Origin of the sequence: Streptomyces inusitatus, from assembly GCF_014651115.1 — a bacterium.
Lineage (GTDB): Bacteria > Actinomycetota > Actinomycetes > Streptomycetales > Streptomycetaceae > Streptomyces > Streptomyces amakusaensis.
Genome location: NZ_BMWG01000001.1, coordinates 712,975 through 737,423, shown reverse-complemented (window position 1 = coordinate 737,423; position 24,449 = coordinate 712,975). Strand labels below are relative to the sequence as shown.

The following is a 24,449-nucleotide window of genomic DNA, read 5'->3' as shown; positions in this document are numbered from 1 at the left end:
CTCTTGCCGTAATCGTGCTGTATGCGCTAGAGGACTACAAGCGGTGATATTTCAGATACTGATAGAGAGGGCGAGCGCGCCCGGCAGCCCGCCCACCCCTTTGCGTAACTGTTCGACGGCGGGCAGCAGTCGGGCCTCCTGATGGAGGGGGAGCGAGATCGCCATCGCGGCGGCGACGGCTCCGGTGCCGGAACCGACCGTGACCGGGACGGCGGCGCAGACCGTGCCCAGCGCGTACTCCTGGCGCTCCACCACCGGCCCCCGCCCGGCGGCGGCGAGCCGCTCCAGCAGGGTGCGCCGGTCCCGTACGGAATGGGGGGTCACCGGGCGCACCGGGTGGCGGTCGAGATGATCGCCCCTGGCTCTCGGATCGAGTCGGCTCAGCAGGCACTGCCCGATGGCGTGCGCGTGCCCGGTCTCGCGGAAGTCCGCCCACTCCTCGACCGCGGGGGCGTAGGGGGAGTCGGCGCAGCCGACCAGCTCGATCTCGCCCTCGCGGTAGAACGCGAGATAGACCGGTGCGCCGATGGCGTCCCGCCAGTGCTCCAGCGTCCTGTCGAGCTCGCCGCGACGATTCTGCGCGGACTCGCCGAGAGCGAGCCGGCCGACCGCGCCGCCGAGCAGGAAGAGGCCCTTCTCCCGGCGCAGATAGTCCTCATGGGTCAGGGTGCGCAGCAGATGGTAGGCGGTGGGGAGCGGGATGGACGTCTCCCGGGCGAGCTGTTTGGCGGGTGCGCCCTCGGGGTGGCAGGCCACGGCCTCCAGCAGCCGCAGGGCCCGCTGCACCGAGCCGATCAGGGTAGGGACGGTGGCGCTCGTACCTGTGGCCAAAGGTCACCCCCGGGCATGGTGACGGGCGACCCGCCCGCCCGCGGGGGCCGCCCCCGCGTGCCCGCCGCACGGGTTTCCGGGAGCTCTCCCGAGCGGGATCCCGGCGGCCGTGGCGGCGGCTTGCCACTGTAACGGCCGTCCCCCCGGATGGGTCTGGGGGTCAACAGGTGTTCCCCCGGGCGGGTTAACACTTGTACCGCCAGTGGTTACCAGTCCCCTCGCGAGTTCGAGGAAGCGGTGAACTTCCGTACGACGAAGACGAGTCCGGCGACCAGCGCGACCAGGAGGAGCACCTTGAAGAGCAGGCCGATCACAAAGCCGACCACGCTGGTGATCAGTCCGCCGAAGACGACGAGGACTATGAGGGGCGCGGCGACCCACTTAACCCACCACGGCATCCCGGCGAAGATCTTCTTCATGTCCATCGTGCTACCTCTTCCTCTGCGTCCGCTTGTATCCGCTTGTGTCCGCTTGTGTCCGCTGAGTCCCCCGAGATCTCCCTCGTGTTCCCGATGCTAGGCGGGCGGCGGGGAGAACGGGGGCCCGCGAGCCCTTGCTCTCCCCTGACCGAACCCTTAGGGAGTGCCGGGGGTGCTCCTCCGCTTCAAGCCGGAGACCGGAGCGCGGGCATCAGCTTTCCGGAGGAGAGAAGACCACCATCACCCGCAGGGCCTCGGTGACGTGGTGGAACTTGTGCGGCACCCCGGCCGGCACATAGATCACACTGCCTCTTCCGACCTGCGTCGTCTCCGGGCCGACCGTGATGGCCGCGCGACCGCTCACCACGAGGTAGACCTCGTCCTGCTGATGGGGCCGCTGGGTGTCCAGCTCCCCGGCCTCCAGCGCGTAGAGGCCGACCGACATATTCCGCTCCCGCAGGAACTGCAGATACGCGCCGTCGTTGGCGGCTCGCTCCGCCTCCAGCTCGTCCAGCCGGAAAGCCTTCATCGTGCGTCCGCCCCTGCCGTCGTTCCGATCACGTCTGTCACGATCAGACACATGTTGAATTTCCTCGTCAAGACGCTCGCCAACGCGGGTGCGCTGGCCGTGGCCATCTGGCTGGTCGGCGGCATCACCCTCAGCGGTGAGAGCACCGCCAAGAAGGCCGGCACCCTGCTGGTCGTCGCGCTGCTCTTCGGACTGGTCAACTTCCTCGTCAAGCCTCTGCTGAAGCTGCTGACGCTGCCGCTGTTCATCCTCACGCTGGGTCTGATCACGCTGGTCGTCAACGCGCTGATGCTGATGCTGACCTCCTGGCTCGCTGATCAGCTGGATCTCTCCTTCCACGTCGACGGCTTCTGGACCGCCGTACTGGGCGGTCTGATCATCTCGGTCGTCTCCTGGGCGCTGAACGTCGCCCTGCCCGATGGGGACTGAGCGCGTATGAGCGCCACAGAGCCGGTGGTGGGAGACGGCACACGGGCGGTACGGGCGGGGCTGCCCGAGCCGGTGAAGTACGAGCCGACCCTGCCGGGTCCCGTCTTCGCGGCCCACTTCCATCTGCCGGGCGAGCCGACCGGGCCGTACACCTACGGCCGGGACTCCAATCCGACCTGGACCCGTCTGGAACGGGCGATCGGGGAGCTGGAGTCGCCCGGCGAGGCCGTCGAGACCGTGACCTTCGCCTCCGGGATGGCCGCGATCTCCGCCGTGCTCTTCTCCCAGCTGAGGTCCGGGGACACGGTGGTGCTGCCCAGCGACGGCTATCAGGCGCTGCCGCTGGTCCGGGAGCAGCTCCAGGCGTACGGCATCGAGGTCAGAACCGCGCCGACCGGCGACGACGCCCAGTTGTCCGTGCTGGCCGGCGCGCGGCTGCTGTGGATCGAGACCCCGTCCAATCCGGGGCTCGACGTCTGCGACATACGCCGGCTCGTGGCCGCTGCGCACGCCCAGGGAGCGCTGGTCGCCGTCGACAACACTCTCGCGACCCCAATGGGACAGCGTCCGCTGGAGCTGGGCGCGGACTTCTCGGTGGCCAGTGACACCAAGGGGATGACGGGCCACGGCGACATCCTGCTGGGGCATGTGAGCTGCCGCGACGCCGAGCGGGCCGCGGAGGTGCGGCGCTGGCGCAAGGTCGTCGGGGCGATTCCCGGGCCCATGGAGGCATGGCTCGCCCATCGTTCGCTCGCCACGCTTCAGCTGCGGAGCGACCGGCAGTGCGCGAACGCGCTGGCGGTCGCCCTGGCGCTCGGCCCGCGCGAGGAGGTGACCGGTCTGCGTCACCCGGGGCTGCCGACGGATCCGTCGTACGCCCTCGCCACCCGGCAGATGCGGCGGTACGGCGGGGTGGTCTCCTTCGTCCTGCCCGACCGGGGGCACGCCGAGCGGTTCCTGGACGCGCTGCGGCTGGTGGACGACGCGACGAGCTTCGGCGGAGTGCGCTCGTCGGCGGAACGGCGCGGGCGCTGGGGCGGCGACGCGGTGCCGGAGGGCTTCATCCGCTTCTCGGCGGGCGCGGAGGACACGGCCGATCTGGTGGCGGACGTCCTGCGGGCACTGGACGAGGCGGCCGGGTAGCCGCCGGGCGGGCTCGGGAGCCGCCCTGGGCGGCCCGGGTCCGCGGACGTCCTGACGGACGGTCCGAGCCTCCCCCCTCGTGGCTCGGACCGTCCCGGTTCATCCCCCCGAAGAACCGCGCGACCCAGGCTAGTTGACTCTGCGTCAGTGTCCAATCACAGTAGCGACAGCGACCTATCGACTTATTTATAGTTGTTCGATTCGTGGCCACAGTCGCAGTCGCTCGGGAGGGGCTCGGAATGGATCTGGCCCTGCTGCGCACCTTCGTCACCGTGCACCGGGCGGGATCCTTCACCCGGGCCGCGGCGCTCCTCGGACTCTCCCAGCCCACCGTGACCGGCCAGATCCGCACCCTGGAACGGCAGCTGGGACGGCCGCTGTTCCTGCGCCGGGCCCGCGGCGTCACCCCGACCACCATCGGCGACGAACTGGCCCACCGGGCCGCGCCCCATCTCGACGCCCTGGTCGAGATCGTCGAGACCGGTCTCGACGAGCACTCCGGTGTCCGGACCCTGCATCTGGCGGGCCTCCCCGAGTTCACCTCGCTGCGCGCGCTGCCCGCCCTCACCCCGCTGGTCTCCGAAGGGCTGGCGCTGCGGGTCTCCTTCGGCAACGCCGAGGAGACCCTGGAGGGACTGGCCGCCGGACACCACGATCTGGCCATCACCACGGCACGGCCGCGCGGCGGGCTGCTGACCGCCACCCCGCTCTGCGACGAGGAACACGTCCTGGTGGCATCCCCGCGCTGGGCGGCGCGGCTGGGGCCCGGCGTACTGCGCGAGGGCCATGTGGTGCTGGCCCAGCTGCCGGTGGTGGAGGTCCACGAGTCCCTGCCGCTGGTCTCGCGCTACTGGTCCGCCGTCTTCGACTCCCGGCCGGCCGCCGCGGGGGCCGTCATAGCCCCTGACCTGCGGGCCGTGCTGGAAAGCGCCGCCTCGGGGGCCGGGCTCGCGGTGCTCCCCCGCTATCTCTGCGAGGAGGCCCTCGAACGGGGCCGCCTGGTGGCCCTCCTCGACCCCCCGGTGCCTCCGCTGCGCACCTACTTCCTCGTCGTACGCACCGGTACGCTCGCGCTTCCCCACATCGCACGGGCACACGAGTGGCTGCTGCGCGCCGCGGTCGACTGGTGACCGCAGGGCCGGGAAGAGTTTCAGAACGGCCGGTACGGGCCATTTTCCAGTCATGACCGAACGTCCCGTGGTCAAGCGCACCGCCCGCGCCATCCTGCTCGATGGCGACGATCTCATCCTGATCAAGCGCACCAAGCCCGGTGTGGATCCCTACTGGCTGACGCCGGGCGGCGGGGTCGAGTCCGAGGACAACACCGTGATCGACGCCCTCCACCGAGAAGTGGACGAGGAACTCGGAGCCAAGGTCACCGATGTGGTGCCCTGCTTCGTGGACACCGTCGAGCACATCGCCGGGGGCGGAGTGACCGGGGTGAAGGTGCAGCACTTCTTCGTCTGCCGGCTCGCCTCCATGGACCCCGCGCGACGGCACGGCCCGGAGATCGACGCGCCCTGCGGGGAGTACGAGATCGTACGGGTGCCCTTCAGCCGGATGGGGATCGCCGCCGTCCATCTCGTCCCGCTGTCGCTCCGGCACTACCTCGACGGCAATATCGAGGGCGTCCGGGCGATGCACGCGCCCGACCTGGGCTGACCCCGGCGAGTCCGGTCGCTGTCGATGCCGTACGGCCTCCGTTCGGACGCGATCGGACACCCCGGCGGATTGGCTCATCCGCGATGCGATCACTTCCGGGAAAGCACTGGACGAGCGATCATCGCTTCGGCCAGCCTGATGCCATGCCGACACCACTGCCCGAGCTGCCCATTCGCCGCCTCACCCTGGACGATCTCGTCTCCTGCGCCGATCTCTCCGAGAACCGCGGCTGGCCGCGCGAGGAACACAAGTGGGGTCTGCTGCTCACAGCGGGGACGGCGTACGGCATGGACGACCCCTCGGGCAAAGGGCTGGCCGGTTCCTGTGTGGTGACCTCGTACGGGCCCGGTCTCTCCGCCATCGGCATGGTCCTGGTCGCCGAGCACCACGCCCGGCAGGGCATCGGCCGCCGTCTGATGCGGTATGTGCTGGAGCGGGCCGGGGGCACCCCGCTCACCCTGTACGCGACGCCGAGCGGCCGGCCTCTCTACGAGCGGCTGGGGTTCACCGTCGTGGGACGGTCCGAGATGGTCCGGGGCCGACTCGACCCCGGAGCGGGCGCGGAAGCCGGAGCGGTGTCCACCCGGCCGGCGACCGCCGAGGATCTGTCCGCGATCGTCCGTCTGGACAGCGAGGTCTTCGGCCTGGACCGCACCCATATGATCGCGCGGCTGCCCGCCTTCGCCGACCAGATCCGGGTGGCGGAGCAGGACGGCGCGCTGACCGGCTACGCGGCCGCCTGGCCCAACATGGACACCCATGTCGTCGGCCCGCTGATCGCCCGGGACACCGAGACGGCGAAGTCCCTGATCAGCTCATTGGCCCCGGGCACCGACCGGCCCCTGCGCACCGACATCGACGTACGGCACGAGGAACTGCTGAGCTGGCTCCGGGGGAACGGGCTGGAGACCGTCACCTTCAACGCGGTGATGAACCACGGCATCGACGCTCTCCCCGGCGACTGGACCCGGCGCTTCGCCCCTCTCTCCGTCGCGCTCGGCTGACCTCCCGCCCGAGCAGGAGAATCCAACCCACCAAAAATTGATTGCAGGCGCGGCATTTTGCGCATCTCCTCTACCCTGATGGCAAGCCACCCGGGCACGGAGGAGGACATCGAATGGCCACTGCCGACCCCGCGCTCGCCTCGCTCTCACAGGGCTGGTGCGCCCTCTCGCTGCTCCACGGGAAGGTCGAGAGCCATGTCGAACGCGCTCTGGAGAGCGAGCACGGTCTGAGCGTACGGGAGTTCTCCCTCCTCGACGTCCTCAGCCGCCAGCACAAGGGATCCGGCGGGCATCTCCAGATGAAACAGGTCGCCGAGGCAGTCGTACTCAGTCAGAGCGCCACGACCCGGCTGGTCACCCGGCTGGAGGACCGCGGTCTGCTGCGCCGCCATCTCTGCGACACCGATCGCCGCGGCATCTACACCGAGGTGACCGAGGAGGGCCGGAGCCTGCTCGCCGAGGCACGGCCCATCCATGACATCGCGCTGCGCGAGGCCTTCGACTCCGCCGCCGAAAATCCCGTACTCGCGCCCCTGGTCAGAACGGTCGAGAAGTTTCAGTCCCCGGCCTAGCCTATGGATCATGAACGATCTGGAGATACGGCCCGCGTCGGCCGACGACCTTCCGGAGATCGTGGCCATGCTCGCGGACGATCCGCTGGGCGCTCGGCGCGAGTCTCCCCATGACCTGGCCCCGTACGCCGCCGCCTTCGAGCGGCTCGCCCGGGATCCGCAGCAGCGTCTGACCGTCGCGGTCCGTGAGAACCGCGTGGTCGGCACCCTTCAGCTCACCTTCATCCCCGGGCTCTCCCGCCGGGGAGCCACCCGAGCGGTCATCGAGGGCGTCCGTGTCCACGCCGATGAGCGCGGCAGCGGCCTCGGCACGGTGCTCATCGAGTGGGCCGTCGAGGAAGCCCGCCGCCAGGAGTGTCTGCTGGTGCAGCTGACCTCGGACGTCTCCCGTACGGACGCCCACCGCTTCTACGAGCGGCTGGGCTTCGAGCCGTCCCACATCGGGTTCAAGCTCCAGCTCTGACCGGGGAGTGCCGGGTCTCCGATCCACGGGCGACCCGGCACACGGCATCCGGCACACGCTGTTTCACGTGAAACAGCGTGTGGCTGTTTCACGTGAAACATCGTCCGTGTCTCACGGCTGGAGCCCGCGCCATCCCTCGCCGTCGACGCCGCCGGGAACACCCGCGTCCAGCTCATAGGGCTGCCGCGTGAATACGAACGAGCCGAGATCGAGGTGCTGGACCGAGCCGTCCTCCCGGTGCACCACGCGCAGCGTCTCCCCCGCGAAATAGCCGTCCTGACCGATCCAGACGCCGTCCGCCCCGGCGACGAAGCCCGAACCCCGGCCGCCGCCGCCGAGTGGCCGGAGCTCCAGCCCCCGGTCGTCGCGAAGCCTCAGCCCAAAGGAGTGGGTTCCCCAGTACCAGGGGCCCGTGAGGGCGAGCAGCTCCTGATCGATCTCGGGCAGGGGACGCCACGGCTCGGGGATACGCGGCTCGGCCTCGGCCACGATCCGTACGAGATCGGCCGCCACAAGGCTGGGGAACGGCCCGGAGGTGGCATTGGTGAGCACGGCGGCGGCGACCCCGTCCTCCACGCTCACCCAGAGGCCCGCGAGGAATCCCGGCAGCGAGCCGCCGTGGCCGACCAGGGTGCGGCCGTCGCTCCGTACGATCTGCACGCCCAGGCCGTAGGTGGCCTCCCACTCCCCGGCCTCGGCGGGAACCGAGGGGGTCCGCATCTCCCTGACCGATTCGGCGCGGAGCACCCGTTCGTCTCCCTCCGCGAGGAAGAGCGCGAACCGGCAGAGATCCCCGACAGTGGACCAGAGCTGGCCGGCCGGAGCCATCAGCCCGAGGTCCTGAGAAGGCTCGGGGATCAGCACATCGGCCCAGGGGTGCACCGCCCAGCCTTCGGCGCTGGGGCTCTGCGGCTCCACGCTCGTACGGTTCAGGGCGAGCGGCTCAAGGATCTCGTTCCGCAGGACGTTCTCCCAGGTGTCGCCGCGCACCGCGGACACCAGAGAGCCGAGGAGCGTGTATCCGGGGTTGGAGTAGTGGTGGCGGCGACCGACGGGGTGCATACGCGTCTGCTCGCCCAGGACGTCGGTGAGTTCGGGCCGCAGCGTTCCCGGAGTCCGCTCCCACCAGGGCGCGGGGGACTCCGCGCTCAGCCCGGCGCTGTGACCGAGCAGCTGGGCGATCGTCACCTCCCCCACCCCGGTCCCGGGAAGGTGCTTCTCCAGCGGATCGCCGAGATCGAGCAGCCCCTCGTCCCGCAGTCTCATCACCAGCACGGCCGTGAAGGTCTTGGTGATGGAGCCGATCCGGTACTGAGTGTCGGTGGCCCGGGCCTCCTCCGCCGAAGGGCGGGCCCCGGACCACACCGTCCCTCCCTCCCGTGCCACTCCGGCGACGAGCGAGGGCGTGCGTCCCTCCGACTGGGCGGTGGCGACGCGATGCAGCAGAGCGCGCTCCGTGGCCGGGAGCAGCGCTGTCAGAGGTGAAGTCATGATCCAGGTCTACCGGACTCCCCGGGCCGCGTCGATCTTGCCCTGCCGCCCGGTACGACAGCAGGGCCCGGACCGCGACGCGCGGTCCGGGCCCTGCCCGTGCGGTGCCGCCCCTGCGGCGGCGGTGCCTCAGCTCTGCGCGGTGTCGTCGCCCGCCTGCCCGGCGCCCTCGGCCGCCTTCTCCCGCATCTTGCGCAGCAGCTCCGCCTTCTGGTCGGCGGCGCCCTGGCGGTCGAGGTTGCGGTGCGGACCATTGTTCTGCCGCTCGGCGCGGGACAGCCTCTTGCGCTGGCCACCGCCCATGCCCACGGGGTTGTTGATGTTCTTGCTCACGGTCACGGGTTCTCCCGGTAATGATGTGAAGTGATCTACGGATTCCGCAGGGTCCTGAAGGACAGTCTCAAAGCCATGGCATTTCTTGGGTCGCGGGCAGCGGTGGTTCAGCGGCTGCCGAGTTCTCCCTTGGTGAACCCGTGTTCGCGCGCCGTGAGCACAGCGGCGAGTGCGGGGACGAGGAGTGCGAGCGCGACCCAGCTCAGCCAGGCTGCATCCAATCCGCTGAGGACGAGGCCTCCGATGATGCCACCACCGGCGATTCCGACGTTCCATCCGGTGGTGAGGAGTGCTTGGGCGACATCGCCGGCGTCGCCTGCCGCTTCGGCGACCGCGGTCTGCAACAGGGTGGAGGTGCCGCCGAACGCGAGCCCCCAGAGCGCCGCGCCGGCGTAGACGAGCGTAGGCACGCCGGAGAAGATGCCGAGCAGCAGCGTGCATGTCGCGAAGAGCGCACACGCGAGGATCGTGAGGAGGCGCAGGTGGCGATGGACGAGCGCTCCGGCGATCCAGATGCTCACCAGCGACACCAGGCCGAAGGTGAGCAGCACGGTGTCGACTTGACCTGCCATGCCGAGCGGCGTGAGGAACGGGGCGATGTAGGTGTAGAGGATGCTGTGGGCGAGCACGAACGTGAGGGTCACGAGGAGCACGGGCGCTACGCCGGGAATGCGGAAGGTATGGGTGAGCGGGAGCCGTGAGCCCTTGGGCTGTCCGGGGAAGCTCGGCACCGCCGCGATGACCCACACGATCAACGCGAGCGTGAGGACGGTCATGATCCCGAACGCGTATCGCCATTCGACGAGCTTGGCCAGAAGCGCCGCAGCAGGAACTCCGACGGACAGGGCAACGATTGCGCCCGCCATCGCGATCGCCATTGCCTTGCCGCGCTGATGTGGGAGAACCATCCGTACCGCGTACCCGGCCAACAGCGCCCAGAGCAACCCTCCGACGATGCCGCCGAGGAACCGGGCGGCCAGCGTAAGTGCGAAGCTCTCGGAGAGCGCGGTGATGGTGTTGGCGATCGCGAGTCCTGCGATCGCCACCAGCAGCAGGTGTCGGCGCGGCCAGCCGATCGTCGCCTTGGTGAGCGGGATCGCGGCGAGGATCGCCCCGATCGCGAAGACGGTGACGCTCTGCCCGGCAGCACTCTCGCTCACACCCAGGTCTCTGCTCATCTCGGGAAGCATCCCGGCGGGCATCGTCTCGGTCAGGAGCGTAATGAACCCGGTGGCGGCCAAGGCCAGAAGACCCGCCAGCGGGAGCCGGGCGTTCGTTGTCGAGCGAGGTGGCAGAGTGTCTGGTCGTGTCATGGCCTTACCATCGATGGGTGACATCAGTGTGAAGGTCAACTCGGTGTGCGCCGAGTCACAGAACGCCAGTCACAGAGGGCGAGGAGAGGGATATGCGGATCGGTGAGCTGTCGACGCGCACCCGGACTCCGATGAGGTTGCTGCGCTACTACGAGGAGCAGGAACTGATCGAGGCGAATCGACTGCCCAACGGATACCGGGACTATGAGGAGTACGTCGTCGACCGGGTTCTCCAGGTACGAGGCCTGCTCGATGCAGGGCTACCCACACGAATCATCAAGCAGATCCTGCCCTGCCTGAACACCCCCCGCACGATCCACATGCCCTACGTCACGCCAGACATGGTCGCAACGCTCGAACGCGAACGCGATCGTATGGCCGAAAAAATCGAATGTCTCACCAAGAACCACCGAGCCATCACCGACTACCTCGACGCCGTAAGCCGCAATATCCGAGCCTCCTAACCGATGCCGGGTCTGCTGCTGAGCCTATTGCCGGCTAATCGGTCAGCTTCTCCGCATCCGCGACCGAAAAGGAATCTAACTCGCGAGCCGCGGCCCGCTTGAGCCGGATGCATCGTGAGGTGCACGTCCGGTTCTGAGGGGGGTGCGGCGCAGTGATGCGCCGCACCTACCCGACCAACTCGCTCGGTCAGGTCTGTGCCATGTCCACAAAGCGTGAGTAGTGGCCCTGGAACGCCACCGTGATCGTCGCCGTGGGTCCGTTACGGTGCTTGGCGACGATCAGGTCCGCCTCGCCCGCGCGGGGAGACTCCTTCTCGTACGCGTCCTCACGGTGCAGCAGGATGACCATGTCGGCGTCCTGCTCGATGGAGCCGGACTCACGCAGGTCGGAGACCATCGGCTTCTTGTCCGTGCGCTGTTCGGGTCCACGGTTCAGCTGGGAGAGCGCGATCACGGGGACCTCAAGCTCCTTGGCGAGCAGCTTGAGGTTTCGGGACATGTCCGAGACCTCTTGCTGGCGGCTCTCGGCGCGCTTCGAGCCGCCGGACTGCATCAGCTGGAGATAGTCGATGACGACGAGCTTGAGGTTGTTGCGCTGTTTCAGCCGCCGGCACTTGGCCCGGATCTCCATCATCGAGAGGTTGGGCGAGTCGTCGATGTAGAGCGGGGCCTGCGAGACATCGGGCATACGGCGGGCGAGCCGGGTCCAGTCCTCGTCGGTCATGGTGCCGGAGCGCATGTGGTGCAGTGCCACCCGGGCCTCGGCGGAGAGCAGGCGCATCGCGATCTCGTTGCGCCCCATCTCCAGCGAGAAGATCACGCTGGGGAGGTTGTTCTTGATCGAGCAGGCGCGGGCGAAGTCCAGCGCGAGCGTCGACTTTCCCATCGCGGGGCGGGCCGCGATGACGATCATCTGGCCGGGATGCAGACCGTTGGTCAGCGAGTCGAAGTCCGTGAAGCCGGTGGGGACGCCGGTCATCTCACCGCTGCGGGAGCCGATGGCCTCGATCTCGTCGAGCGCGCCTTCCATGATCTCGCCGAGCGGCAGATAGTCCTCGCTGGTGCGCTGCTCGGTGACGGCGTAGATCTCGGCCTGGGCGGAGTTGACGATCTCGTCGACGTCGCCGTCGGCCGCATAGCCCATCTGCGTGATCTTGGTGCCGGCCTCCACCAGCCGCCGGAGCACCGCCCGTTCATGGACGATCTCCGCGTAGTACGAGGCGTTGGCCGCGGTCGGCACGGACTGGACGAGCGTATGGAGGTAGGGCGCTCCGCCGACCCGGGTGATCTCGCCGCGCTTGACCAGCTCGGCGGCGACGGTGATGGGGTCGGCCGGCTCGCCCTTGGCGTAGAGGTCGAGGATGGCCGTGTAGACGGTCTCATGGGCCGGCCGGTAGAAGTCATGGCCCTTGATGATCTCCACGACGTCGGCGATCGCGTCCTTGGAGAGGAGCATGCCGCCCAGCACCGACTGCTCGGCGTCCAGATCCTGGGGCGGCACCCGCTCGAAGCCGGGGGAGCCGCCCTCCCAGCCTCCGCTGTCGCCGCCGCGCTCCTGCTGATCGTCCCGGCCGCCGCGCTGGCCGTTACGGCGCTGGCGGGAGACGGGCAGGCGATCACCGGGGCCGCCGTCGGCCGCCCACGGGTCGTCCAAGGGCTCGGAAATGCTCAACCGGGCCACCTCCTACCGTCCGCTCAGCGGACCTCGCCGTGCCCCTCTTTCTACGGCACGGCACTGACAAATTGAGTGGCCCAACTCCGCTTCCGGCGCGTCGGGCGACGGTCCACGGTAGGCCCCCCGGCACCGTCAGCCAATCTGGTTATCCACAGGCCATGTGGACGAGCGACCAGATGCTGTGGAGAACCTGCCGGAACCTGTGCACGGACCGGGGGACAGCGCTGTGGACAAAATCATGCTCGACTCATCATGCAGCCTCTGACCTGCATGTTTTCCATCCACTGGCTGTGGGGGAGAAAAACTTTCCCGACCGGGCCAAGATCAGAACAAACGGCCCACACGCGAGCCTCCACCAGCACCCAATGTAAGAGTCATAGATGTGTTGCATCTCTTACCTGTGGAAGATTACATTGAGCGCATGACCCAGGCCCCCGCGACATCCAAGGCGCTCCGGCGACGCCACGACCGAGAGATCGTCGCCATCGCCGTCCCCGCCTTCGCGGCCCTCGTCGCCGAGCCGCTCTTCCTGATGGTCGACAGCGCCATCGTCGGCCATCTCGGCACGCCCCAGCTGGCGGGTCTCGCCATCGCGGCCGCCTTCCTGATGACCGCCGTGAGCATCTTCGTCTTCCTCGCCTACGCCACCACGGCGGCCGTGGCCCGGCGCGTCGGCGCGGGCGACCTCCCCGCCGCCATCCGCCAGGGAATGGACGGCATCTGGCTGGCGATCATCCTGGGCACGATCGTCACCGCTCTCACCCTGCCCTCCGCCCCCTGGCTCATCGATGCCTTCGGGGCCTCCGACACCGCCGCCCCCCACGCCATCACCTATCTGCGGATCTCCAGCCTCGGCATACCCGCCATGCTGATCGTCCTCGCCGCGACCGGGGTGCTGCGCGGTCTCCAGGACACCCGGACACCGCTCTATGTGGCCATCGGGGGCTTCACCGCGAACGCCATCCTCAACGCGCTCCTCGTCTACGGAGCCGGATTCGGCGTCGCCGGCTCCGCCTGGGGCACGGTCATCGCCCAGTACGCGATGGCCGCCGCCTATCTGATCGTGGTCGTGCGGGGCGCCCGCCGGCATCACGCGTCCCTGCGACCCGACGCGGCGGGCATCAGAGCCAGCGCCCAGGCAGGTGTCCCTCTGCTGGTCCGCACACTCTCCCTGCGGGCCATTCTGATGATCGCGACCGCCATAGCGGCCCGGATGGGGGACGCCGAGGTCGCCGCCCAGCAGATCGCCCTCTCCCTGTGGAGCCTGATGGCGTTCGCCCTCGACGCGATAGCCATAGCCGGGCAGACGATCATCGGAAGGTATCTGGGAGCCGGCGACGCCCAGGGGGCGCGGCAGGTCTGCCGCCGTATGGTCCAGTGGGGTATCGCCTCCGGAGTGGCGCTGGGCCTTCTGCTGGTGGCCACCCGACCGCTCTTCGTCCCGCTGTTCACCGGCGACTCGGCCGTTCACGACGTCCTTCTCCCGGCCCTGCTGGTCGTCGCGCTGACCCAGCCCATCGCCGGAGTCGTCTTCGTCCTCGACGGTGTGCTGATGGGAGCGGGCGACGGCCCCTATCTGGCGGGGGCGATGCTGGTGACACTGGCGATCTTCACGCCCGTGGCCCTGCTCATCCCGCTCTTCGGGGGTGGGCTGACCGCACTGTGGTGGGCCATGGCGCTGATGATGACGGTCCGGATGGCGACCCTGTGGCTGCGGACCCGTTCCGGCCGCTGGATCGTCACGGGCGCCACTCGCTGAGCGACTCCCGCCATCGGCCCCGACTGTGTTTCACGTGAAACACGGCGAGCCGCGGAGAGAGAGAAGGGCCGCACCCGATGGGTGCGGCCCTTCCTACAACTCAGTCACGCACGCACTCAGGCGGCGATGACCTCGATGCCGAGCTTCGCGGCAACCTCGGGGTGCAGACGCACGGACACCTGGTGCGAGCCCAGGGTCTTGATCGGCGCACCGAGCTCAACGCGACGCTTGTCGACCTCCGGGCCACCCGCGGACTTGATCGCCGTGGCGATGTCGGCCGGGGTGACGGAGCCGAAGAGACGGCCGGCGTCGCCGGAGCGAACAGCCAGACGCACCTTGACGGCCTCAAGCTTGGCCTTGACCTCGTTGGCCTGCTCGATGGTCGCAATCTCGTGGATCTTGCGGGCGCGGCGGATCTGCGCCACGTCCTTCTCGCCGCCCTTGGTCCAGCGGATCGCGAAACCACGCGGGACCAGGTAGTTGCGGGCGTAGCCGTCCTTGACGTCGACTACGTCGCCGGCGGCACCGAGGCCAGTGACCTCGTGAGTGAGGATGATCTTCATGTTTCGGTCACCCTCCCTTAGCGCGCGGTGGACGTGTAGGGCAGCAGCGCCATCTCACGGCTGTTCTTGACTGCCGTGGCGACGTCACGCTGGTGCTGCGTGCAGTTGCCGGTGACGCGGCGGGCACGGATCTTGCCGCGGTCGGAAATGAACTTCCGCAGCATGTTCGTGTCCTTGTAGTCCACGTACACGGTCTTGTCCTTGCAGAACGCGCAGACCTTTTTCTTTGGCTTGCGCACAGGCGGCTTCGCCATGGTGTTTCTCCTGTGTGATCAAGAAGTGGGGGCACGAGCACCCCTGGGGAGTGATCCCTAGAAGGGGGGCTCGTCCGAGTAGCCGCCGCCAGAAGCGCCGCCGGAGGAACCGCCGGAGCTTCCGCCCCAGCTGCCTCCGCCGCCGCCCTGCTGACCGCCGGACGGCGCACTGCTGGCCCACGGGTCGTCGGCGGGAGCACCGCCGCCGGCCTGCTGGCCACCACCGGGGCCGCCGCCCCAGTTGCCGCCGCCCTGCTGCTGACCGCCGCCGTAGCCACCCTGGCCGCCGCGACCGGTGGTCTTGGTGACCTTGGCCGTGGCGTTCTTGAGGCTGGGGCCGACTTCCTCGACGTCCAGCTCGTAGACCGTGCGCTTGACGCCCTCGCGGTCCTCGTAGGACCGCTGCTTGAGCCGGCCCTGCACGACGACACGCATGCCGCGCTGGAGCGACTCGGCGACGTTCTCCGCCGCCTGACGCCAGACCGAGCAGGTCAGGAAGAGGCTTTCGCCGTCCTTCCACTCATTGGTCTGACGGTCAAAGGTGCGGGGAGTGGACGCGACACGGAACTTCGCGACCGCCGCACCGGACGGGGTGAAGCGCAGCTCGGGGTCGTCGACAAGATTGCCGACTACCGTGATGACGGTCTCGCCTGCCATTGGGTGAACCTCTCGGCGGGATTGCTTCTGGCTGCTTACTGCTACTCGAACCCGATGTCCGCTGAGCTAGAAGCTCAGTGGGTCTCGGGACGGAGGACCTTGGTCCGGAGGACCGACTCATTCAGGTTCATCTGGCGGTCGAGCTCCTTGACGACCGCAGGCTCGGCCTGAAGGTCGATGACCGAGTAGATGCCCTCGGGCTTCTTCTTGATCTCGTAAGAGAGACGACGACGGCCCCAGGTGTCGACCTTCTCGACCTTTCCGTTGCCCTCACGGACGACGGAGAGGAAGTTCTCGATCAACGGGGAGACAGCGCGCTCCTCCAGATCGGGGTCGAGGATGACCATCACTTCGTAGTGACGCATGTGGAACCCACCTCCTTTGGACTCAGCGGCCACGGTCGTTCCGTGGCAGGAGGGTCGTGATGCGTAGCAAGGGTGTCCGAGTCAATCAGCCGCCACTGACAGCGGCGGGCGACGGACTCTCGCCGGCTCTCGCCAGGACAGACACCAGTGCAGACCGTACAGCGTACCCGGAGAGGTGCTTCCGGTTGAAATCCGGAGGCTGAGGGGAACAATCTGTACACATCGGATGTGCGCGGCGCTACGATGCGCGGCGTTCCGATCAACGCCAGGAGGTGCCAGATGGCACAGGCAGTGCGACGTCAGACCTCCCTCTTCGCCACGGACGGCAAGCCTCACCCCCTCCAGGACACCCTGGTCGCGGTGACGCTGGTGCTGGGCGTCATCGCCTTCGTCTCGTCGTTGTTCCACCATCTGCATCTGCTCAGCTCATGGGCGGGGCTGGTGGGAATCCTCACCGGTGCGTACGGCCAGTTCATCTCCGTGACGACCCGCGAACGAACAGCGCTGATCATCGGTCTGGGCGCATCCGCGTTCGGCTTCTTCCTCGGGATGGCCCACGGCGGCCTCTTCGGCGGGGTCTTCGGCTGACCGCCGGGGCCTGTCTTGCGGCAGGCCCCAGGGCAGAGCGGCCATTTGGGGCGCTCCCCGGGCCCAGTAGGCTTCGGCGCGAGAGCCGGAGCCCCTGACCCATGGGGACACACCTGCCGAGGAGCGCCCCGCATGAGCCTGACCCTGAGGACCATCAGCCGAGAGCAGCATCTGGCTTACATCCAGTCACTGCCATCGGCAAGTCACTGCCAGGTCCCGGCGTGGGCTGATGTCAAGACGGAGTGGCGCTCGGAGAATCTGGGCTGGTTCGACAAGACGGGCCGGCTCGTCGGAGCGGGCCTGGTCCTGTACCGCCAGCTTCCGAAGATCAAGCGGTATCTGGCGTATCTGCCCGAGGGCCCGGTGATCAACTGGTACGCGCCCAATCTGGACGACTGGCTTCAGCCGATGCTCGCCCACCTCAAGCAGCAGGGCGCGTTCTCCGTGAAGATGGGCCCGCCGGTGGTCATCCGCCGCTGGGACGCGCCCGCGATCAAGTCCGGCATCCAGGACCCGGATGTGAAGCGGCTGAAGGACGTCGAGGCGACGCACATCGAGCCGCGCGCCTTCGAAGTGGCGGACCGGCTGCGGAAGATGGGCTGGCAGCAGAGCGAGGACGGCGGCGCCGGCTTCGGTGATGTCCAGCCCCGTTACGTGTACCAGGTGCCTCTGGCGAACCGCTCGCTCGACGATGTCCTCAAGGGCTTCAACCAGCTGTGGCGGCGGAACATCAAGAAGGCCGAGAAGGCCGGTGTCGAGGTGGTCCAGGGCGGCTACTACGACCTTGAGGAGTGGCAGCGGCTCTACGAGATCACCGCGATCCGCGACCGGTTCCGGCCCCGCCCGCTCTCGTACTTCCAGCGCATGTGGTCGGTCCTCAACACCGAGGACCCCAACCGGATGCGGCTGTACTTCGCGCGCCACAACGGAGTGAACCTGTCCGCCGCGACGATGCTCGTCGTCGGAGGGCACGTCTGGTACTCCTACGGCGCCTCCGACAACATCGGGCGTGAGGTCCGTCCCTCGAACGCGATGCAGTGGCGGATGCTGCGCGACGCGTACGCCATGGGCGCGACCTGTTACGACCTGCGCGGCATCAGCGACTCCCTCGACGAGACCGACCATCTCTTCGGTCTCATCCAGTTCAAGGTCGGTACGGGCGGAGAGGCCGTCGAGTACGTGGGCGAGTGGGACTTCCCGCTCAACAAGCTTCTCCACAAGGCGCTCGACATGTATATGTCGCGCCGCTGACGCACGCCGTAACCTCGTACATCTCGTACTCCTCTCAGACACATCGCTGCCATCAGAAAGGTTCCGGGCCGGCCATGGCGCTCTCCCTGTACGTCGACACCGCGCGCTGGCGGGCGCACCAGAAGTCCGTGATCGATTCCTTCCCCGGTCTGGTGCCGGTGTGCAAGGGGAACGGCTACGGCTTTGGCCATGAGCGGCTCTCGGAAGAGGCCTCCCGCTTCGGCTCGGACATGCTGGCCGTGGGCACCACCTACGAGGCGGCCCGGATCAAGGACTGGTTCAGCGGCGATCTGCTCGTCCTGACGCCCTTCCGCCGGGGCGAGGAGCCTGTTCCGCTGCCCGACCGGGTGGTCCGCTCCGTCTCCTCGGTCGACGGGGTGCACGCGCTGGTGGGGGCCCGGGTCGTCATCGAGTGCATGAGCTCGATGAAGCGGCACGGCGTATCCGAGCAGGATCTGGCCCAGCTGACGGGCGCGATCGACGATGTCCGGCTGGAGGGTTTCGCTCTCCATCTGCCCCTGGACCGCACGGACGGATCCGACGCGGTCGAGGAGGTCATCGCCTGGATGGACCGGCTGCGGGCGGCCCGGCTGCCGCTGCACACCATGTTCGTGAGCCATCTGCGCGCCGAGGACCTCGCACGGCTTCAGCAGCAGTTCCCGCAGACCCGGTTCCGCGCCCGTATCGGCACCCGGCTGTGGCTCGGCGACCACGACTCGACCGAGTACCGCGGCAGTGTTCTCGATGTGACCCGGGTCTCCAAGGGGGACCGCTTCGGCTACCGCCAGCAGAAGGCCGCCTCCGACGGCTGGCTGGTCGTGGTCGCAGGCGGCACCTCCCACGGAGTGGGCCTGGAGGCTCCCAAGGCGCTGCACGGCGTGATGCCGCGTGCCAAGGGCGTCGCCCGCGCCGGTCTGGCCACCGTCAACCGCAACCTCTCGCCGTTCGTCTGGGCGGGCAAGCAGCGCTGGTTCGCCGAGCCGCCGCACATGCAGGTGTCGATCCTGTTCGTGCCCTCGGACGCGCAGGAGCCGAGGGTCGGCGACGAGCTGGTGGCGCATCTGCGCCACACCACGACCCAGTTCGACCGGCTGGTGGACCGCCAGGGCTAGGTTCTGTCCGAGGGAGGCCCGGCGGCGGGCTCCTTCTCGGGGCTCTGGGCGGCTGTTCCCCACTGGGTCCTGACCGCTGTGGCCGGGTGGTGGGGTGAGTCGTCCTTCCGCCCGGGCGCGAAGACGTCGTCGGCCCCGTCGAGCACTCCGCCCGACGGGTCGTCCGAGCCGTCCTGCCGTACGACGTCCCGGTCCGGCATCAGGATGTCGCGTACGACCACGGCGCACAGATAGAGCGTGCCGAGCAGATGCAGGGCGATCGCCACGTGGTAGCCCTCGGCCGGCAGTCCCTGGTGCTTCTCCCCGGTCGTGTACGCGAGGTACATCCAGATCCCGAGGAAGTACATCACCTCGCAGGCCTGCCAGATCAGGAAGTCGCGCCACCGGGGCCGGGCCAGCGCGGCGAGCGGGATGAGCCACAGGACGTACTGGGGCGAGTAGACCTTGTTGGTGAGGATGAACGCGGCGACGACCAGAAAGGCGAGCTGTGCGAAGCGCGGCCTGCGCGGGGCGTACAGCGTGAGCGCCGCCATGCCCACGAAGATCAGCACCATCAGCAGCATCGCGTAGTTGTTCGCCGTCTCCGGCTCGATCGCGGCATCGGCGCGCTGGTTGAGGATCAGCCATACGGATCCGAAGTCGACCTGTCGCTCCTGGCTGAAGGTGTAGAACTTCTTCCAGCCCTCGGGGGCCAGCAGCATCACCGGCAGATTCACCAGCAGCCAGGTGCTCGCCGCGGCGAAGGTCGCGGTGGCGAACTCGCGCCACTTGCCGGACCTCCAGCAGAGCAGGAAGAGCGGGGCCAGCAGAAGAGCGGGATAGAGCTTGGCGGCGGTCGCCAGACCGATGAGGACGCCGAAGGCCACCGTCCTGCCCCGGGACCACATCAGCATCGCGGCGGCGGTGAGCGCCACGGCCAGCAGATCCCAGTTGATGGTGGCGGTGAGCGCGAAGGCGGGGGCCAGTGCCACCAGGAGCGCGTCCCAGGGGCGGTGGCGGTGGGTGCGGGTCACACAGACCGCGACGACCGCGGCGCAGATCATCAGCATGCCCGCGTTGATCATCCAGTACGTCTGCTGCTGCTCCTGGATCGGTCCGCCGCTCAGGTCGAGCCAGGCGGCGATCTGCATGAACAGTCCGGTCAGCACCGGGTACTCAAGGAAGGCCATGTCGCCGGGGAGCCGGTCGACGTACGGGATGAGCCCCTCGGAGAAGCCGCGCCCCACATAGAGATGCGGGATGTCGGAGTAGCAGGCGTGGGTGTACTGCGAGTTCACGCCGCGGAACCAGGCCCAGTTGTAGCAGGGCATCTTCTGGACCATGCCCAGCGCGAACATGCCGATGGCCACCAGGGACACGACACGTACCGGCGTGAGCCAGCCGCTGGGGGCGCGCAGGGCCCAGCGGCCGGCCGGGCCGCCGATCAGTTCGCTGCCGGACGCCGCGACGGGATCCCGCCGGGTGGGCCGTACATCCGGCCGGTCCTCGTACACGATCGTCTCTTCTGCGCTGGGCATGGTGCTCATCCTGCCGTACGGACGGGGGACGCCACGAGGGCCGCGGTGTCCGGCACCGGCCCGTGCATCAAGCACGGACCGAGCGCGCCGGACGCCGCGGCCCTCGGTTCCCGGCCGGAGCCGGGTGGGTGCGCCGCTGTGGCGCTACAGGTCAGCCGAAGATGCCCACGCTGTCGTTCGCGCCACCACCCGGCTGTCCGCCATCGGCACCGCCGTCGTTCGCGCCACCACCCGGCTGCCCACCATCGGCACCGCCGTCGTTCGCGCCACCACCCGGCTGCCCGCCATCGGCACCGCCGTCGTTCGCGCCACCACCCGGCTGCCCACCATCGGCACCGCCGTCGTTCGCGCCACCACCCGGCTGCCCACCATCGGCACCGCCGTCCTCCTCGCCGCAGGACCATTCGTCCCAGGGACTACAGGTCTGGGAGGGGGTCTGGGACGGAGTCTGCGAAGGCGTCTGGGAGGGGGTCTGGGACGGAGTCTGCGAAGGCGTCATCGACGGAGTCGGAGTCGGGCTGCTGGCACCGCCGCCCCAGACCGCCTCACCGATGGGCTCGGCCTTCGGGAACTTCATCACTGGTGCGTTCTTGAGCGCGTCCGCCATGTAGCGCTGCCAGATCTCGGACGGGAACGAAGAGCCGTGGATCTTGTCCTGGCCGCCCGTGCCGAACATCTCCAGGAAGCCCCGGTTGGCGTTCTTCTCGTTGTCGTCCAGCCGGTACATGTCGATGGCGGTCGACAGCTGCGGGGTGTAGCCGACGAACCAGGCCGACTTGTTGCCGTCGGTGGTGCCGGTCTTGCCTGCGACGTGGCGGCCCGGGATGCGCGCGTTGCGGCCGGTGCCCTTCTTGTCCTCGACGACGTCCCTGAGCACATCGGTCACATTGTTGGCGATGTTCGCCGTGAAGGCCCCGACGGGCTCGTCCTTGTGCTTGAAGATCGTCGCGCCGCGCTTCTTGACCGAGGTGACGGAGTAGGGCTCCCGCTGTTCCCCCTCGGCCGCGAAGGTCGCGTACGAGCTGGCCATGCGGATGGCGCTCGGGGTCGAGATGCCGATCGAGAACGACGGGACGTTCGACTTGTTGAGCGACTCGGGGAGCAGTCCCGAGTCCTCGGCCGCGCGCCGGACCTCGGAGATGCCGACGTCCATGCCGAGCTGCACAAAGGGCGAGTTGGCGGAGACGATCATGGCTTCTCGGAGATTGATGTCTATGTAGTCCTCATCACCGTCGTTGACCTGGAAGAGTTCCTCACCCTTCTCGTTCCGCCACACCGAGCCGTTGTAATTCTTGATCCGGAGCTTGTTCTTACCGTTGTAAACGGTTTTGTCCGGGTTGATCTGTGTGCGCTGCTCCAGCGACTGCTCAATGCCCAGCCGCGGGTCACGGACGCCGTCGCGCATGGCGGCGGCCAGGACGAACGGCTTGAAGGTCGATCCGACCTGGGCGCCGGTCGTGTTGGCGTTGTTGGTGAAGTGCTTGGTCGCGTCCTCGCCGCCGTAGATCGCGACGATCTTTCCGGTCGCCGGCTCCACCGACGCGCCGCCGAACTGGACATGGGTGTCCGTCTTCGGGCGCTTCTTGGCGTCGATGTTCCGCTCGCGGACATCGGTGACCGCAGCCTCAAGCTTCTTGACCTTCTCCTTGTTGAAGGTCGTGTGGATCTCGTAACCGCCCTGGGCCAGCTCGGCGGCGTCTATGCCCCTGTCGTTGTTGGCGAGGAAGTTGGCCTTGGCCAGATCGACCAGATAGCCGATCTGCCCGCCGAGCTTCGCGCCCTTCTTCACCGGGTCCGGCATCGGGAATCCGGCCTCGACGAAGGAATCGCGCTTGGCGGCGTCCAGATGCCCGTCCTTGACCATCTCGTCGAGGATCCAGCGCCAGCGCTTCGTCGCGCGGTCGTAGTTCTTCTCCTTGGTCGCGGCGGTGTTGATGTCGACGGCGCCCGCCGGGTCGTACCAGGTGGCGCCCTTCAGCAGCGAGGCGAGGACGGCGCACTCGCTGGCGTCCAGATCCTCGGCGTCCTTCCCGTAGTACGTACGGGAGGCGGCCTGGATCCCGTACGCGCCGCGCCCGTAGTACGAGGTGTTCAGATAGCCGGCCATGATCTCGTTCTTCTTCACATTGCTGTCGATCTTGATGGAGATGAACAGCTCCTTGAACTTACGGCTCAAGGTCTGCGACTGGTCGCCGAGCCGCGCGTTCTTCACGTACTGCTGGGTGATGGTGGAGCCGCCCTGGGTGTCCTGCCCCTTGGCCATGTTGAGCAGGGCCCGGCTGATGCCTCGCGGATCGATGCCCGAGTCGTTCCAGAAGGTCTTGTTCTCCGCCGAGATCACGGCGTTCTGCATGTCCTGGGGAATTTTGTTCAGACCGATGTTCTGCCGGTTGACCTCACCGCCGGTGGCGGCCATCTGGGTGCCGTCGTCCCAGAAGTAGACGTTGTTCTCGGCCTCCGCCATTTTATTGGGGTCGGGCACCCCCACCATCGCGTAGGCGATGGTGGCAGCGGTCATCAGACTGCCGAGAAAGCCCAGGCAGAGGCCGGTGACGAGCTTCCACGACGGAACCCAGCGACGCCAGCCGTACTTGCCGTCACGCGGATAGTCGACCAGCCGCCTCTTGCCGGGCCCGCCGCCGCGGCCCTCGTGCCCACCGCCCGGGCCACCACGCCGGCCACCGCCGCGACCGCCATGGCCACCCGCGCCCGCGCCGGCGCCCGGGTCGACCCTTCGTCGGCCGCCGCGCTGCGCGGCGCGGCGCGCTTCCGCACGGCCGCCGTAGGACTGATCCTCGCTGTGCGGCACGGACCCAAAACCCGTGCCGGTGTCTCTGGGCTGGGCCGCACGGCGGCCGGAGGGCTGCTGGGTGGCGCGTCTGGCGGCCGCACGCCCGCCACCTTGCGGCTGCGGCGGTTTGCGACGGTGCTCGCTCATCGAACGACTACTCCTCGGGCAGGCGAGACGCCTGGAAGCGGCAGGTGAGTTCCGGTCCCCCCGAAATGGATACGGACCAGCCCGGGAGAGGTCTCATCCGCTGTGCATCCACGGCGACGACGCCTCCCGGCGTCAATTGGTTCCCGGGGGTCTGCATCCGCACAGACTACGCAGGCTCGAAACTGTCCCAGGTCCGAAGTTCACCCCAAATCAGGCAAGTTGCTCACCACAAATTTACGATGTGACGCCGTTCACGATGACCCCCCTTGTCGCAGCAGGAACACGGGCCTATCGTGCTGATGTATCGAGTCGATACATCAGCACGACATAGGTGGCTGAGACGGCGAAGGAGGGCGGCGGTGAGCAGACGCTCCGGCATCCTTGAGTTCGCCGTGCTCGGCCTGCTCCGCGAGGCCCCGATGCACGGGTATGAGCTGCGGAAACGGCTCAATACCTCGCTGGGAATCTTTCGGGCCTTCAGTTACGGAACCCTCTATCCCTGCCTCAAGACGCTGGTCGCCAACGGCCGGCTGATCGAGGAACCGGGGAGCGCTCCCGAGGACGCCCTCGCGGCTTCACTCGCAGGGCGACGCGCCAAGATCGTCTACCGGTTGACGGCGGAGGGGAAAGAACACTTCGAGGAGCTGCTCTCGCACACCGGTCCGGACAGCTGGGAGGACGAGCACTTCGCGGCTCGTTTCGCCTTCTTCGGACAGACGGAGCGCGAGGTGAGAATGCGGGTGCTGGAAGGCCGGCGCAGCCGGCTGGAGGAGCGTCTGGAGAAGATGCGCGCCTCCCTGGCCCGCACCCGGGAGCGCCTCGACGACTACACCCTTGAGCTTCAGCGGCACGGCATGGAGTCCGTGGAGCGCGAAGTGCGCTGGCTGAACGAGCTCATCGAGAGCGAGCGGGCGGGGCGGGATCAGCGACAGTCCGCCACCGACGGCTCTGCTCAGCAGGACAGCACATCTGGGCCGTCGGGCGGCCTGCCCCGGCACACGGGCGACGGATCCACCGGGAGCACTTCCTCCCGGCCCGCCACCCCGCCGGATCCGTCCGACGGCTCAGTCAACTGAAGTCCAGCGATCCGCAGGGCTTCATCCGAGATCACACAGGG

26 protein-coding genes are annotated in these 24,449 nt (G+C 68.3%); 13 read left to right on the top strand and 13 right to left on the bottom strand.

Translation table 11 applies throughout. The features are described 5' to 3' along the window. Nucleotides 1-51 precede the first annotated feature (51 nt). From IE247_RS03295 to IE247_RS03285, 3 genes are all read right to left on the bottom strand, one after another. Nucleotides 52-831 carry an IclR family transcriptional regulator gene (locus tag IE247_RS03295; protein ID WP_190121279.1) on the bottom strand — a complete coding sequence of 260 codons (780 nt, stop codon included), beginning with the start codon at nucleotides 829-831 and terminating at the stop codon, nucleotides 52-54. A gap of 206 nt (nucleotides 832-1,037) precedes the next feature. After that, the gene (locus IE247_RS03290; protein ID WP_190121425.1) at nucleotides 1,038-1,250 is read right to left on the bottom strand and encodes a DUF5326 family protein; all 213 of its coding nucleotides are present in this window, start codon (nucleotides 1,248-1,250) and stop codon (nucleotides 1,038-1,040) included. A gap of 211 nt (nucleotides 1,251-1,461) precedes the next feature. After that, nucleotides 1,462-1,779, bottom strand: a complete 318-nt coding sequence (locus IE247_RS03285) for a cupin domain-containing protein (protein WP_190121424.1) — start codon at nucleotides 1,777-1,779, stop codon at nucleotides 1,462-1,464. A 51-nt stretch (nucleotides 1,780-1,830) separates the two neighbouring features. On the opposite strand from IE247_RS03285, the gene IE247_RS03280 reads away from it, so the two are divergent. The 7 genes from IE247_RS03280 to IE247_RS03250 all read left to right on the top strand — a co-directional run bounded on the left by IE247_RS03280 (nucleotide 1,831) and on the right by IE247_RS03250 (nucleotide 7,052). Beyond that, the gene (locus IE247_RS03280) at nucleotides 1,831-2,208 is read left to right on the top strand and encodes a phage holin family protein (RefSeq protein WP_190121278.1); all 378 of its coding nucleotides are present in this window, start codon (nucleotides 1,831-1,833) and stop codon (nucleotides 2,206-2,208) included. Between the two features lie 6 nt (nucleotides 2,209-2,214). Next, the gene (locus tag IE247_RS03275; protein WP_190121277.1) at nucleotides 2,215-3,351 is read left to right on the top strand and encodes a cystathionine gamma-lyase; all 1,137 of its coding nucleotides are present in this window, start codon (nucleotides 2,215-2,217) and stop codon (nucleotides 3,349-3,351) included. Nucleotides 3,352-3,590: 239 nt separating this feature from the next. Further along, the gene (locus IE247_RS03270; RefSeq protein WP_190121423.1) at nucleotides 3,591-4,481 is read left to right on the top strand and encodes a LysR family transcriptional regulator; all 891 of its coding nucleotides are present in this window, start codon (nucleotides 3,591-3,593) and stop codon (nucleotides 4,479-4,481) included. A 52-nt stretch (nucleotides 4,482-4,533) separates the two neighbouring features. After that, a complete protein-coding gene (locus IE247_RS03265; protein ID WP_190121276.1) occupies nucleotides 4,534-5,013 on the top strand; it encodes an NUDIX domain-containing protein in 480 nt (159 codons plus the stop codon). Between the two features lie 143 nt (nucleotides 5,014-5,156). Next, nucleotides 5,157-6,017: a GNAT family N-acetyltransferase gene (locus IE247_RS03260; protein ID WP_190121275.1), complete on the top strand. Its 861-nt coding sequence runs from the start codon at nucleotides 5,157-5,159 to the stop codon at nucleotides 6,015-6,017. Nucleotides 6,018-6,130: 113 nt separating this feature from the next. Further along, nucleotides 6,131-6,589 carry a MarR family winged helix-turn-helix transcriptional regulator gene (locus IE247_RS03255; RefSeq protein ID WP_190121274.1) on the top strand — a complete coding sequence of 153 codons (459 nt, stop codon included), beginning with the start codon at nucleotides 6,131-6,133 and terminating at the stop codon, nucleotides 6,587-6,589. Between the two features lie 10 nt (nucleotides 6,590-6,599). Then, entirely contained in the window at nucleotides 6,600-7,052 is a 453-nt protein-coding gene (locus IE247_RS03250) for a GNAT family N-acetyltransferase (RefSeq protein ID WP_190121273.1), read from the top strand. A gap of 111 nt (nucleotides 7,053-7,163) precedes the next feature. Here the strand turns inward: IE247_RS03250 and IE247_RS03245 are convergent, their stop codons facing one another. From IE247_RS03245 to IE247_RS03235, 3 genes are all read right to left on the bottom strand, one after another. Next, nucleotides 7,164-8,543 carry a serine hydrolase domain-containing protein gene (locus IE247_RS03245; RefSeq protein WP_190121272.1) on the bottom strand — a complete coding sequence of 460 codons (1,380 nt, stop codon included), beginning with the start codon at nucleotides 8,541-8,543 and terminating at the stop codon, nucleotides 7,164-7,166. Nucleotides 8,544-8,672: 129 nt separating this feature from the next. Further along, on the bottom strand, nucleotides 8,673-8,882 hold the full coding sequence (locus tag IE247_RS03240; protein ID WP_190121271.1) for a DUF6243 family protein: 210 nt from the start codon (nucleotides 8,880-8,882) through the stop codon (nucleotides 8,673-8,675). 101 nt (nucleotides 8,883-8,983) lie between these two features. Next, the gene (locus tag IE247_RS03235; protein ID WP_229868522.1) at nucleotides 8,984-10,213 is read right to left on the bottom strand and encodes an MFS transporter; all 1,230 of its coding nucleotides are present in this window, start codon (nucleotides 10,211-10,213) and stop codon (nucleotides 8,984-8,986) included. A gap of 68 nt (nucleotides 10,214-10,281) precedes the next feature. On the opposite strand from IE247_RS03235, the gene IE247_RS03230 reads away from it, so the two are divergent. After that, nucleotides 10,282-10,653: a MerR family transcriptional regulator gene (locus IE247_RS03230; RefSeq protein WP_190121270.1), complete on the top strand. Its 372-nt coding sequence runs from the start codon at nucleotides 10,282-10,284 to the stop codon at nucleotides 10,651-10,653. Between the two features lie 187 nt (nucleotides 10,654-10,840). Here the strand turns inward: IE247_RS03230 and dnaB are convergent, their stop codons facing one another. Continuing rightward, nucleotides 10,841-12,307 (bottom strand): replicative DNA helicase, encoded by a 1,467-nt coding sequence (gene dnaB / locus IE247_RS03225; protein WP_190121421.1) that lies wholly within the window; start codon nucleotides 12,305-12,307, stop codon nucleotides 10,841-10,843. Between the two features lie 442 nt (nucleotides 12,308-12,749). Here dnaB and IE247_RS03220 point away from each other — a divergent pair, with 442 nt between their 5' ends. Then, nucleotides 12,750-14,087, top strand: coding sequence for an MATE family efflux transporter (locus IE247_RS03220; RefSeq protein ID WP_190121269.1), 1,338 nt, complete (start codon nucleotides 12,750-12,752; stop codon nucleotides 14,085-14,087). Between the two features lie 116 nt (nucleotides 14,088-14,203). On the opposite strand, the gene rplI is transcribed toward IE247_RS03220, so the two are convergent. The 4 genes from rplI to rpsF all read right to left on the bottom strand — a co-directional run bounded on the left by rplI (nucleotide 14,204) and on the right by rpsF (nucleotide 15,926). Beyond that, a complete protein-coding gene (gene rplI / locus IE247_RS03215; RefSeq protein ID WP_190121268.1) occupies nucleotides 14,204-14,650 on the bottom strand; it encodes a 50S ribosomal protein L9 in 447 nt (148 codons plus the stop codon). Nucleotides 14,651-14,667: 17 nt separating this feature from the next. Then, nucleotides 14,668-14,904 (bottom strand): 30S ribosomal protein S18, encoded by a 237-nt coding sequence (gene rpsR, locus IE247_RS03210; RefSeq protein ID WP_003956534.1) that lies wholly within the window; start codon nucleotides 14,902-14,904, stop codon nucleotides 14,668-14,670. Between the two features lie 57 nt (nucleotides 14,905-14,961). Beyond that, nucleotides 14,962-15,561, bottom strand: a complete 600-nt coding sequence (locus IE247_RS03205) for a single-stranded DNA-binding protein (protein ID WP_190121267.1) — start codon at nucleotides 15,559-15,561, stop codon at nucleotides 14,962-14,964. Between the two features lie 74 nt (nucleotides 15,562-15,635). Further along, nucleotides 15,636-15,926 (bottom strand): 30S ribosomal protein S6, encoded by a 291-nt coding sequence (rpsF, locus tag IE247_RS03200; RefSeq protein ID WP_006604399.1) that lies wholly within the window; start codon nucleotides 15,924-15,926, stop codon nucleotides 15,636-15,638. Between the two features lie 279 nt (nucleotides 15,927-16,205). On the opposite strand from rpsF, the gene IE247_RS03195 reads away from it, so the two are divergent. The 3 genes from IE247_RS03195 to IE247_RS03185 all read left to right on the top strand — a co-directional run bounded on the left by IE247_RS03195 (nucleotide 16,206) and on the right by IE247_RS03185 (nucleotide 18,877). Next, a complete protein-coding gene (locus IE247_RS03195) occupies nucleotides 16,206-16,514 on the top strand; it encodes a hypothetical protein (RefSeq protein WP_190121266.1) in 309 nt (102 codons plus the stop codon). A gap of 132 nt (nucleotides 16,515-16,646) precedes the next feature. Next, the gene (locus IE247_RS03190) at nucleotides 16,647-17,765 is read left to right on the top strand and encodes a lipid II:glycine glycyltransferase FemX (protein WP_190121265.1); all 1,119 of its coding nucleotides are present in this window, start codon (nucleotides 16,647-16,649) and stop codon (nucleotides 17,763-17,765) included. A 74-nt stretch (nucleotides 17,766-17,839) separates the two neighbouring features. Beyond that, entirely contained in the window at nucleotides 17,840-18,877 is a 1,038-nt protein-coding gene (locus IE247_RS03185) for an alanine racemase (RefSeq protein WP_190121264.1), read from the top strand. Here IE247_RS03185 and IE247_RS03180 read toward each other — a convergent pair. Together IE247_RS03180 and IE247_RS03175 are read right to left on the bottom strand one after the other, a co-directional pair. Further along, a complete protein-coding gene (locus IE247_RS03180) occupies nucleotides 18,874-20,394 on the bottom strand; it encodes a glycosyltransferase family 87 protein (RefSeq protein WP_190121263.1) in 1,521 nt (506 codons plus the stop codon). The two genes, IE247_RS03185 and IE247_RS03180, sit on opposite strands and share 4 nt — an antisense overlap. 151 nt (nucleotides 20,395-20,545) lie before the next feature. Next, nucleotides 20,546-23,332, bottom strand: a complete 2,787-nt coding sequence (locus tag IE247_RS03175; protein WP_190121262.1) for a transglycosylase domain-containing protein — start codon at nucleotides 23,330-23,332, stop codon at nucleotides 20,546-20,548. 359 nt (nucleotides 23,333-23,691) lie between these two features. Between IE247_RS03175 and IE247_RS03170 the strand changes: the two genes are divergently transcribed. Next, on the top strand, nucleotides 23,692-24,408 hold the full coding sequence (locus IE247_RS03170; RefSeq protein ID WP_190121261.1) for a PadR family transcriptional regulator: 717 nt from the start codon (nucleotides 23,692-23,694) through the stop codon (nucleotides 24,406-24,408). Nucleotides 24,409-24,449 lie beyond the last annotated feature (41 nt).